We start from the raw sequence: 11,374 nt of genomic DNA on the forward strand, positions 1-11,374 counted from the left end.
CCTCGCACGGCGCCACCAATCAATACAATGAGGAGATGCCCATGACGGTACTTGGATTGAAGATCGACAACCGCGAAATCGACGCCGCTGACGGTCGTACATTCGAACGCCTCAACCCGATCACAGGCGAAGTGGCGTCGACCGTCGCTGCCGCATCAGTGGAGGATGCCCGCAAGGCTGCCAATGCCGCAGCCAAGGCCTTTCCCGCCTGGGCCGCCACAAGCCCGGGCCAACGCCGCAAGATCCTCAATGCCGCTGCCGACAAGCTGCAGGAAAAGGCGCCGGAATTCGTCGCCGCCATGGCAGGCGAAACCGGCGCTACGGCCGGCTGGGCGATGTTCAACGTCACGCTTGCTTCCGACATGCTGCGGGAGGCCGCCGCAATGACGACGCAGATCACGGGCGAAGTGATCCCGTCGAACCGTCCGGGCAGCCTCGCCATGGCGGTGCGCCAGCCTGCGGGCGTGGTGCTCTCCATGGCGCCTTGGAACGCACCGGTGATCCTGGGGGTCCGTTCGATCGCAATGCCGCTCGCCTGCGGCAATACCATTGTGATGAAGACATCCGAAATTTGCCCACACACACACCGACTGATCGTGGACGCGCTTCATGATGCCGGTCTGCCGGAAGGTGTGCTGAACGCCATTTCGAACGCGCCGGAAGACGCCGGCCCGATCGTGGAGGCGCTGATCGCGCATCCGTCCGTGCGGCGCATCAACTTCACCGGCTCGACCCGCGTTGGCCGCATCATTGCGGAAACCGCCGCTCGTCACTTGAAGCCGGCGCTTCTGGAACTCGGGGGCAAGGCACCGTTCATCGTTCTCGATGATGCTGATATCGATGAAGCTGTCGCGGCCGCAGCCTTCGGCGCCTACATGAACCAAGGCCAGATCTGCATGTCGACGGAACGTCTGGTTGTCGATGACAAGATAGCCGACCAGTTCGTGGAAGCCATGACGGCGAAGGTGAAGACCCTCAAGGCTGGCGACCCGCGCCGGAGTGATGCGCCGCTTGGTTCGCTCGTTGATCTGCGTGCGGCGCAGCGCATCGAGGCACTCGTGCGCGACGCTGTATCAAAGGGCGCGGTACTGGCAGCAGGCGGACGTGTTGAAGGCACCATCATGGATGCAACTCTGCTCGACCGTGTGACGCCGGCGATGCGCATCTATGGCGAGGAAAGCTTCGGCCCGGTCGCTTCAGTCGTGCGTGTTGGCTCGATTGATGAGGCTGTAAGGATCGCCAACGATACGGAATATGGTCTCTCGGCCGCAGTGTTCGGTCGCGACGTCAACCGTGCGATGAGCGTGGCGCGGCGGATCGAAAGCGGTATCTGCCACATCAACGGCCCCACCGTCCACGACGAGGCGCAGATGCCGTTCGGTGGCACCAAGGATTCGGGTTACGGACGCTTCGGCGGCAAGGCCGGTATCGCGGAGTTCACCGAGTTGCGCTGGATCACCGTCCAGGACGGCCACCTCCACTACCCGATCTAAGAACGAAAAAGGCGATGCAGCCCGCAGCGGCTGCATCGCCTTCCAAGTCAGTTCTCCGACTCCGATTCAATACGATCGAGCACCGCCTCGGGCGCGACATCCTTCTTCAATTCGTGGACTTCGTGATCGGCATCCGTTGAGACGTCGAGCTTCTTGGCGATCGCCTCGACCATGGCGATGAGCCGCGTCGTCTCATGCTCATTGAGCAGGTTTACCTGCAGGTCCAGGTCCGCTCGCATGTCATCCTCGGCAGCCATGCGGTTCTGGTTGATCAGCACGAAGGTCGACAGGAAGATCGCCTCCACCGAGGCTTCCATCGCCAGGATCACCAATGACGGGTCCCATGGCTCGATGATGGGGATCCATCCGAGGTTCACGATGATCCAGGTGCTATAGAGGACGAGGTGGATGTAGACGAACGCCATCGATCCGGCGAAGCGGCTAATCGCCGCCGCAGCCCGTTCCTGCAGCGACGCTGACTTCTGCGCCTCTTTGCGCCGCTGCATGACGGCATCGATGTTACGCGCAAGAGCAGGCGTCAAGCCGTCTGCCGCTGGATTGGTCGGGCTGCCGACCGGAGTTTTCGCTGTTGCCATGGAGGGATCAACACCATCATCTATCTATCGAGCGGCCGCCGCTGATCATCACGAACATCCGGCGGCGCGGCAGGTTCCTCATCCAGTCAAAGTCAGTGTCGATCAGGTTCGGCGAGGAGCTTGTCGATCGTCATCGGGAAGTGACGGATCCGCTTGCCCGTGGCGTGGAAGATCGCGTTCGAAACCGCAGCGGCAACGCCCACGATGCCGATTTCACCCAGCCCCTTCACACCGATCGGGCTCACCTTGTCGTCGTCTTCCTTCACGAAGATCACCTCGAGATCCTCGATATCGGCGTGAGCCGGCACATGATATTCCGCAAGGTTGTGGTTCATTACGCGCCCGGTGCGGTGGTCGACCATGCCTTCTTCATGCAAGGCCATGCCGACGCCCATAACCACGCCGCCGAGGATCTGGCTGCGCGCCGTCTTCGGGTTCAGGATCCGGCCGGCTGCCACCGCTGTGACAACGCGGGTGACGCGCGGAATCAACAGTTCCTCGTCCACCTTTACTTCAACGAATACGGCCGAATGCGTATAGGCTGAAAACTTCTTCATTGTCGCCGGGTCCGGCGCCACCTTGCCATGCTCCTCCACTTCCGAAACGCCGGCAGCTTCCATGATGTCAGCGAATGCGACGCCGACCTGATGATTGGCCTGCAGCACAAGCCGCCCCTCGGCGATCTCGACCTGGTCTTCTGAAGCATCGGCCAGCGGAGAGTTCGGCATGGACTGCGCGTGCTTCAACAGCGTTGCGACGACGGCTCTAGCAGCAACCTGAACGGCCGATCCGGACGAGGCGGCGGTCCATGATCCGCCTTCGACGCTCGTCTTTGGAAGGCTGGAGTCGCCGATGCGGACAGTGACGGCCTGGGGCGAGACGCCGAACGCTTCGGCAGCAACCTGGTTGAGGATAGTGTAGGTGCCGGTGCCGATATCGGATGCGGCGGCCGAAACGACCACCTTGCCGTCGGATGACAGGCTGACCTTTGCTTCCGCCTCGGAAAGCTGGGCTTCCCAGAACCCGGTCGCCATGCCCCAGCCAACAAGTTCATTGCCATCTTTCATCGAGCGCGGTTCGTGGCTCCGGTTCGCCCAGCCGAAGCTCTCTGCTGCTTCACGATAACAGGCGTGCAGAGCCTTGGATGTCAGTTCCTTGTCCTGGTTCTGGTCTACATGGATGAAGTTGCGGATGCGCAGCTCCAAGGGATCTATCCCGACCTCGTAGGCGAGTTCATCCATCGCCGTCTCCAGTGCGGTCACCCCGGACGCTGCACCTGGCGCACGCATATCGCCGGGCGTCGAGCGGTCGAGCTTGGCAATTTCATAGGAGATCTTCACGTTGTCGCACTTGTAGGCCATCCCCGACCAGTTGGCGACGTTCTCCTGGTAATCCTCGTAACGCGAGGTGCCGCCGAGGGCGTGGTGCATGATCGATTGCAGGTTGCCTTCGGCATCGGCCGCCAGTGAAACCTTCTGCAGGCAGACCGGCCGCCAGGTCAGGTAGAACATCTCGCGCCTGCTCATCTCGGCCTTGACCGAACGCCTCAGGTCGAGGCTCGCCATCACCGCCAGGAAGAGCTGGTATTTGGGGCGCAGACCCTGTCCGAAGGCACCGCCGACGAACTTGTTTTGCACGACCACGTTCTCAGGCTTCAGGCCGAAGACATTGCAGACGTAGTCATGTGAGTTCTGAGGGCCTTGCGTCTTGTCGTGGATCGTCAGGCGGCCGTCTTTTTCCCAAAGCACCGTCGAGCCAAACAGCTCCATCGGATTGTGGTGCTCTCCTTCCATGTAATACTCAAAGGCGATCTTGTGGGGCGCCTGCGCGAAGGCGCCTTCCGCATCCCCGCGGGGCTTCGGCGGCATGAACTCCTTCATGCGCGGTACGGGCGGCTCGTAGCTGTTCGCCTGCTCCTGGAGAAGATCGGTATGAGGATCGTACGCGGCGTAACGGACGCGGATCAGTTCCGCCGCATCACGTGCGGCCTCGAAGTTCTCGGCGACGACGAAGGCGATCGGCTGACCGTCGAACTGGACATGGTCGTCCTCGAGCGGCCGCATCGTGTAGCCCGGAAGGGCGACTTCGTCCTTCCACTTTGACTCGCGCTTCGCCACCGTCGGACGGTTCTTGTAGGTATAGACCTTCACCACGCCCGGAAAACGTTCAGCCTCGGAGACATCGATGTCGGTGATGCGACCCGTGGCGATGGTTGCTGGCAGGACACGGCCGAACAGCATGTCCGTTGCAAAGTGTTCTGCGGCATAGCGGGCTTTGCCGGATACCTTCAATGGACCGTCGATACGTGCAAGCGGAAGCCCGACCACCTTGGATTCGTTCAGCATGATCTTGGCTCCTTATTGTATCGCCTTGACGACTTGGTCCTGCGGGCGGCCAGCGGCAGCCTGCTTGAGCGCGCGAATGATCGCCTTCTCGGCGAGCGGGATCTTGAAGTCATTGTGACCCTGTCCCTCAGCACCTGACAGCAGGCGGTCGGCGATCTGCATGAACGTCGCCTCATTGGCCTCCCGACCTGCAAACTCGGCCTCCGCGAGCGCGTCCCTCCACGGCTTGTGAGCCACACCGCCGAGAGCGATGCGCAGGTCGACGATCTGTCCTTCCGCGACTTCCATGGCGGCTGCAACCGACGCGAGCGCGAAGGCATAGGAGAGGCGGTCGCGCAGCTTCAGGTAGGTGTAGTTTCGGTTGAAGTGGTTCCTCGCAATCCGCAGGGCTATCACCATCTCGCCAGCCTGAAGCATGTTGTCCCGTTCAGGATGCTCGCCCGGCAGACGATGGAAATCGGCAAAATCAATATCCCGATTCCCGTCCGGCCCTTCCACTTCGACAGTCGCCCCCAACGCGGCCAGGGCGACGCACATGTCCGACGGATGCACCGCGATGCATTTGTCGCTCGCGCCGAGAATGGCGTGGATGCGGTTGACCCCACCAATCGCCGAACATCCGGTGCCGGGCTCGCGCTTGTTGCAGGGGGTCGACGGGTCATAGAAATAATAACAGCGGGTTCGCTGCAGCAGGTTGCCGCCGGTGGTGGCAGCATTGCGCAGTTGTGGTGAGGCGCCTGCCAGGATCGCGCTCGACAGTAGCGGGAACCGCTCCTTCACCCGCTCGTCGTAGGCAAGCGCCGAGTTGCTCACAAGGGCGCCGATCCGCAGACCCCCATCGGGAAGCTCTTCGATGTCCTTGAGCGGCAGGCGATTGATGTCGATGATCGCGCCGGGGCGCGCCACGTCATACTTCATCAGGTCGATAAGGTTGGTCCCACCGGCAAGCAGCTGTGCATCGGGATTGGCAGCCAGAGCAACAACGGCGTCATGGACCGTCTCGGCGCGGGTATAATCGAAGCGTCTCATTCGGCAGCCTCCTTGTACGGCTGTGCCCCTTCCGCGCCCAGCACCTCTTCGATCGCATCTGCAATGTTGCTGTAGGCGCCGCAACGACAGAGATTGCCGCTCATTAATTCGCGGATATCGGCGCGCGAACGGGCGCGTCCTTCCTTCACCAGTCCGACAGCCGAACAGATCTGCCCGGGCGTGCAATAGCCGCATTGAAAGGCGTCGTGCTCAACGAACGCCTTCTGCATCGGATGCAGGTTATCAGGCGTCCCGAGGCCTTCGATCGTGGTGACTTCGGCACCGTCCAGAGAGACTGCGAGCTTGAGACAGGAGTTGACGCGCTCGCCGTTGATCAACACGGTACATGCACCGCACTGGCCGTGGTCGCAGCCCTTTTTCGTGCCGGTCAGCTCCAGAGGACCACGCAGAAGATCCAGCAATGTCACCCATGGCGGGATGTCGAGCGACCGGTTTTCGCCATTGATGGAGATGTTGACGGAACAGGTCGGGAGGCCGGAGCCGAGAAGCGCGGAATCCATGAAGCTTGCCTTTTCTCGATAGAACCAGCCGGTAACGGCAGCCGGTGCGGATTGTTCCTGAGCAGCGGCATGAGGGGGCGGTCGGGCCTGTTACAGTCTGTTACAAAACAGCACCATTTTTCACACGTCAGGCATCAGCGTGTTACGGCCGCGCGACCATAAGGCTCCATCACAGAATGGAGACCAAGCCCGTGTTTCTCACCGCTTATGCGAATGCCCATCAGGTCGCCAAAGCAACGCCCTTCGCGGAAGCCGAAAACCTGCATTCGCTATTTGCGAAGCAGCCTCTGGAGCAGCTCGGCGCCGGTCAGTCCCTGTTCTTCGAAGGAGATGAAGCAAAGCACGTCTTCGAGATCGTCGAAGGCACCTTCCGACTCTTCCGGATCCTTGGGGATGGTCGCCGCGTCATCACCGGCTTCCTTTACGCGGGCGATATCGTCGGAATCTCGATGAAGGACTGTTACCTCTACAGCGTTGAGGCAATCGCGTCGGCCAAGATCAGAAGACTGAGCCGCCGGGCATTCCAGTGCGCCGTGGCAGAATCAGAAATACTGAGCGCCCTGGTTTTCGAGCATCTCTGCGACGAGATGGCTTCGGCTCAGGATCAGATGGTCCTGTTGTCGTGCAAGAGCGCGGAAGAACGGCTCTGCACCTTCCTGCTTCGGCACATGAACCGCACGAAGGCCGACGGTGCCGGACGTTTCGTCATCGAGATCCCCATGCCGCGCCAGGATATGGCCGACTATCTCGGCCTCACCATCGAGACCGTGTCGCGCACCATCACAAAGCTCATCGGCAAGGGTGTTCTCACCGTCGTTGATCCGGCGGCGCGCCACTTTATCAAGGTCGACAAGCCCGCAGCGCTTGCACAACTTGCCGGAGACGGCGATGAATGCATCGACATGCGTCGCGACCATGCCGTCTCTGGAGGTCGCCGGCGTCACTGACGGCTAGCATCCATGGGTCCATCATGAGCGGTAAGACACCGAACGACAATAATACCGATTATCTGCTCGATGCTGTCACCAACGTACTCAACGCAGCAAACCTTATCGTCCATGGGGAGGACGGCGTCATCAGCCGATGGACGGCCGGATGCCAACAGCTTTACGGCTGGGCTGCGGAAGAAGCGATCGGCAAGGTCGTTCACGAGCTTCTCGTTACCCGCTTTCCCGAGCCGCTCGATGCCATTCGCCGGCATGTCCGGCAGCACCATCATTGGCAGGGTGAGGTCGTCCATCGACACAAGGACGGCCGTTCGGTCGTCGTGGCGACCCGCTGGGTTGCCGTCAACCCGACACCCGGCGGCCCGACCATCATTGTCCAGACAAACAATGATGTCACGGAGATGAAGAGGGTGCAGAACAATCTGGCCGAGCGCGAAGCGCATCTTCGATCGATCCTGGACACGGTTCCGGAAGCCATGGTGGTCATTGACGAGGTCGGGATCATCACCTCCTTCAGCGCCGCTGCTGAGCGGCTTTTTGGATTCACGGAAGACGAGGTCGCCGGCAGAAACGTCAAGATGCTGATGCCGTCTCCGGACCGCGAAGCGCATGACGGCTATATCTCCCGCTACCTGGAGACGGGCGAACGGCGCATTATCGGTTATGGCCGGGTGGTGACCGGGCAGCGCAAGGACGGCTCCACCTTCCCGATGGAACTGGCGGTCGGGGAGGCGCTGACTGACGGCAAGCGCATTTTCACCGGCTTTATCCGTGACCTCACCAGCCGCCACAAGATCGAGGACGAACTCCGGCAGTCCCAGAAGATGGAAGCGATCGGGCAGCTCACGGGCGGTCTTGCGCACGACTTCAACAACCTTTTGACGGTCATCAGCGGCAATCTCGAGATGATCGAGGACCGGCTCGCCGACGACAAGCTGCGCGTACTGCTGCGAGAAGCCCAGGACGCCGCGGAAGACGGCGCCAAGCTGACAGGGCAGCTGCTTGCGTTCGGACGGCGCCAGCCTCTCAACCCGAAGCTTGTCGATATCGGCAACCTCGTCTCCAGCTTCTCTGACCTACTTCGGCGTACTCTCGGCGAAGCGATCGAGTTCCGCACCATCGTCAACGGCGCCTCCAACGAAGCCCTGGTGGACGGCTCGCAACTGCAAAACGCATTGCTGAACCTCGTGCTCAACGCGCGGGACGCGATGCCGCGGGGCGGTAAGCTGACCGTCGAGATCTCGCGTGTGCGGCTCGATGTCGATTATGCCCAGATGTATCCGCAGGCGCGCACAGGAGACTACGTGCTGATCTCCGTGACCGACACTGGCGAGGGCATGACCGCCGACGTGCGTGAGAAGGCATTCGAGCCCTTCTTCACCACCAAGAGCGTCGGCTCCGGCACGGGCCTTGGTCTCAGCATGGTCTACGGCTTCGCCAAGCAATCGGGCGGTAACGTCCACATCTACAGCGAGCCTGGTCAGGGCACGAGCATCAGGATCTTCCTGCCCGCCGCAGTGAAGGCCGAAACAACAGGCATTGATGCTGATGCCGCCGGTCCGCGCCCGACCCAGAGCATTCCAACAGGTACGGAAAAGATCCTGGTGGTTGAGGACGATGCACGCGTCCGTCGTGTCACGGTCTCGCGGCTTACCGGCCTTGGCTACGACATTGTCGAGGCGTCCAACGGCATCGAGGCGCTCGAACGCCTGAGCGAGCACGATGACATCGCGCTCTTGTTTACCGACATCGTCATGCCGGGCGGCATGGCAGGCGACGAGCTGGCGGCGGAGGTGCGTGTGCTTCGGCCTGAGATCAAGGTGCTCTTCACCTCGGGCTATGCCGAACCCACCATCGCAGGGCGTGAGCTTGCGCAATCCGGCAACTGGCTGAAGAAGCCGTATACAGCGCGCGAACTCGGCACCCGCTTGCGTGAACTGCTGGACTAAGAATTTCAAGAAGCGGCGAGGTCGCCGCTCCAATTCTTCCTGCATCTTCTATTTGTGCTGCTGTCGGTCTTCGGGAGGCTCGTCACCGAGGGCACGCCAAGCTGCGCCGTCCAGGTCTTCGTATTGACCGGTCTTGATCGACCAGAGGAAGGCAAGCAGACCCAGTGCGCCCAGGAAGAGCGCGATCGGGATGAGGTAGATGAGCATGTTCATGCTGCTTTAGCCTCTGTGAGCGACGGCTGCGTCGCAGCCGCTTCGGCCTTGTCCGCCCCCGAGTGAACCGAAAGGTTCAGCCGCAAGGCATTGGCGACCACGATCAGCGAAGACGTCGACATGGCAACGGCCGCAATGAGCGGCGTTGCATAGCCGGCGAGCGCGATCGGCACGGCGATGATGTTGTAGCCGATCGCAAGCGCAAAGTTCTCGCGGATCAGCCGCCCAGCCTTGCGCGACACGTCGATGGCCATGGGCACGGCTTCCAGGCTGTCGTGCATGAAGACGAAATCTGCAGCTTGACGGCCAATATCGGCGGCTGTGGCCGGGGCCATGGAAACATGCGCTGCAGCGAGCGCCGGTGCATCGTTGATGCCGTCGCCGACCATCAGGACACGTTTGCCGTCTTGTGCCAGCGACGAGCAGAATTCTGCCTTGTCCTTTGGCGATAGCTCGGCATGCCAATTCTTGATGCCGAGCGTGGCGGCGAGATCGGCCACAACAGCCTTTCGATCACCCGAAAGAATGCCCGCCGAAAGCTTCATCTTCTGCAGGGCCTCGACAGCAGACGGCGCGCCGGGACGGAGGATGTCCTGGAACTCGAACACCGCCACTTCCTTGTGATCGAGCGACAGGACCACTTCCGAGGCAGCATTGCCGGATGCGGTATTGTCCATGCCGAGCGCAAAGCGCCGGTTACCCAGGCGATAGATGCCCTTCTCGGTTTGCGCCTCAAGCCCGTTTCCCGGCAGCTCAATGACATTGTCGAAGACTGCGACCGGACCCGAAATAGCGCGCGCAAGTGCGGCCGAAAGCGGATGTTTCGAATGGAGTGCCAGCCCTGCAGCAACCGCCAACTGTTCGCGGCCGTACCTACCGATATTGAGGACGCGCGGGCGGCCCACGGTCAATGTTCCTGTCTTGTCGAACAGGACGGTATCGGCTTCCGCAAGACGCTCCATGGCCGAACCATCCTTCACCATGATGCCGTTCTTGAACAGGCGCCCGGCTGCGACGACCTGGACGACGGGCACAGCAAGCCCCAGCGCACAAGGGCAGGTGATGATGAGCACGGCGATCGCAATCAGCATCGCCTGTTTCCAGTCCCCGCCGATGATGCCCCAGGACAGGAAGGCGACAAGCGCAAGCAGATGGACCGCCGGTGAATAAATCTGCGCGGCGCGATCGGCGATGCGGCGATAGCGCGCCCGGCCGCCCTCGGCCGCTTCCATCAAGGATACAACCTCCGACAGGAAGCTGTCCTTTGCCGCCGTCGTAGCCTTGACGATGAGCGAGCCGGTGAGGTTCAGCATGCCGGCCTGGAGCGCATCTCCGGCCTTGACGGAAACCGGGGCGCTTTCGCCATTGACGATCGAGATGTCGAGATCGCTGGTGCCGCTCACCACGGTGCTATCCACCGGTACGCGATCACCTGCCGCGACGGAGACTTGATCGCCTGGCCGGATCTCTTCAACCGCTCGATATTCACGGGTCCCGTCAGCCGCCACGACCATCGCACCTCGCGGCGAAAGACGCGTCAGGCCGCTGATTGCCGAACGCGCACGATCGCGCATGATGTGATCAAGCGTCCGGCCGATGAGCAGGAAAAACAACAGCGACACAGTTGCGTCAAACCAGGCATGCGAAGCGTGATGAAGCGTCTCCCAGAGCGAAACGACGTAAGAAAGCGTGATCGCCAGCGCGATCGGCACGTCCATGTTAGTGTGGCCGCGCTTCAGAGCCGCCCAGGCGGAGCGGTAGAAGAACCGGCCACCATAGATCAGCGCCGGCGCCGCGATCATCGCCGAGATCCAGTGGAAAAGGTCGCGCGTCGCCGTATCGGCTCCGGACCAGACAGAGACCGAGAGCAGCATGATGTTGGCTGCCGCGAATCCGCATAGTGCCACGGCGCGGATCAGGTCCTTCTGGAGCTTGTCACCAGCGTCTTCGGCATCATGGAAGAGATGCGCCTCATATCCCGTCGCGTCGGTAATCGCCTTCACAAGTTCAACCGGGTCCGTCGGTTCTCCGGACACCCCTTCCTTCCAGACGATTGACACGCGCTTTGTCGAAAGGTTGACGCGCGCACGTTCGACGGACGGACGTTTGGTCAGTGCGTTTTCGATCGCCGTGATGCAGGTGCCGCAATGGACCTGCGGCACGCTGAGGTCCATCTGGCGAAGGCCAGGACCGACGGAGCGGCTCGACAGCACGAGTTCCTCAGAAGACGGCAGCGGATGATCCAGCGAACCTTCGACGCCGGGCGCACAGCAGGTCATTG

General features: G+C 61.5%; 9 protein-coding genes. 3 read left to right on the plus strand and 6 right to left on the minus strand.

Annotation, left to right across the window (positions count from 1 at the left end; translation table 11 throughout):
• The first annotated feature begins 41 nt into the window (after positions 1 to 41).
• Complete coding sequence (locus tag CYG48_RS19650; RefSeq protein ID WP_118852223.1) at positions 42 to 1,493, plus strand: aldehyde dehydrogenase; 1,452 nt, start codon at positions 42 to 44, stop codon at positions 1,491 to 1,493.
• Positions 1,494 to 1,540: 47 nt separating this feature from the next.
• Here the strand turns inward: CYG48_RS19650 and CYG48_RS19655 are convergent, their stop codons facing one another.
• From CYG48_RS19655 to CYG48_RS19670, 4 genes are all read right to left on the minus strand, one after another.
• Positions 1,541 to 2,089, minus strand: coding sequence for a DUF1003 domain-containing protein (locus CYG48_RS19655; protein ID WP_118852224.1), 549 nt, complete (start codon positions 2,087 to 2,089; stop codon positions 1,541 to 1,543).
• Between the two features lie 92 nt (positions 2,090 to 2,181).
• Positions 2,182 to 4,434 carry a xanthine dehydrogenase family protein molybdopterin-binding subunit gene (locus CYG48_RS19660; RefSeq protein ID WP_118852225.1) on the minus strand — a complete coding sequence of 751 codons (2,253 nt, stop codon included), beginning with the start codon at positions 4,432 to 4,434 and terminating at the stop codon, positions 2,182 to 2,184.
• Between the two features lie 12 nt (positions 4,435 to 4,446).
• Positions 4,447 to 5,463 (minus strand): FAD binding domain-containing protein, encoded by a 1,017-nt coding sequence (locus CYG48_RS19665; RefSeq protein WP_118852226.1) that lies wholly within the window; start codon positions 5,461 to 5,463, stop codon positions 4,447 to 4,449.
• Complete coding sequence (locus CYG48_RS19670; RefSeq protein ID WP_118852227.1) at positions 5,460 to 5,984, minus strand: (2Fe-2S)-binding protein; 525 nt, start codon at positions 5,982 to 5,984, stop codon at positions 5,460 to 5,462. Before CYG48_RS19670 ends, CYG48_RS19665 begins: the two co-directional genes overlap by 4 nt.
• Before the next feature lie 176 nt (positions 5,985 to 6,160).
• Between CYG48_RS19670 and CYG48_RS19675 the strand changes: the two genes are divergently transcribed.
• On the plus strand, positions 6,161 to 6,931 hold the full coding sequence (locus CYG48_RS19675; protein ID WP_118852228.1) for a Crp/Fnr family transcriptional regulator: 771 nt from the start codon (positions 6,161 to 6,163) through the stop codon (positions 6,929 to 6,931).
• A 23-nt stretch (positions 6,932 to 6,954) separates the two neighbouring features.
• Entirely contained in the window at positions 6,955 to 8,880 is a 1,926-nt protein-coding gene (locus tag CYG48_RS19680) for a hybrid sensor histidine kinase/response regulator (RefSeq protein ID WP_118852229.1), read from the plus strand.
• 48 nt (positions 8,881 to 8,928) lie between these two features.
• Here the strand turns inward: CYG48_RS19680 and ccoS are convergent, their stop codons facing one another.
• Entirely contained in the window at positions 8,929 to 9,093 is a 165-nt protein-coding gene (gene ccoS, locus CYG48_RS19685; protein WP_118852230.1) for a cbb3-type cytochrome oxidase assembly protein CcoS, read from the minus strand.
• The gene (locus tag CYG48_RS19690; RefSeq protein WP_118852231.1) at positions 9,090 to 11,372 is read right to left on the minus strand and encodes a cation-translocating P-type ATPase; all 2,283 of its coding nucleotides are present in this window, start codon (positions 11,370 to 11,372) and stop codon (positions 9,090 to 9,092) included. Before CYG48_RS19690 ends, ccoS begins: the two co-directional genes overlap by 4 nt.
• Positions 11,373 to 11,374 lie beyond the last annotated feature (2 nt).

The organism is Neorhizobium sp. SOG26 (assembly GCF_003491345.1).
Classification (GTDB): domain Bacteria; phylum Pseudomonadota; class Alphaproteobacteria; order Rhizobiales; family Rhizobiaceae; genus Neorhizobium; species Neorhizobium turbinariae.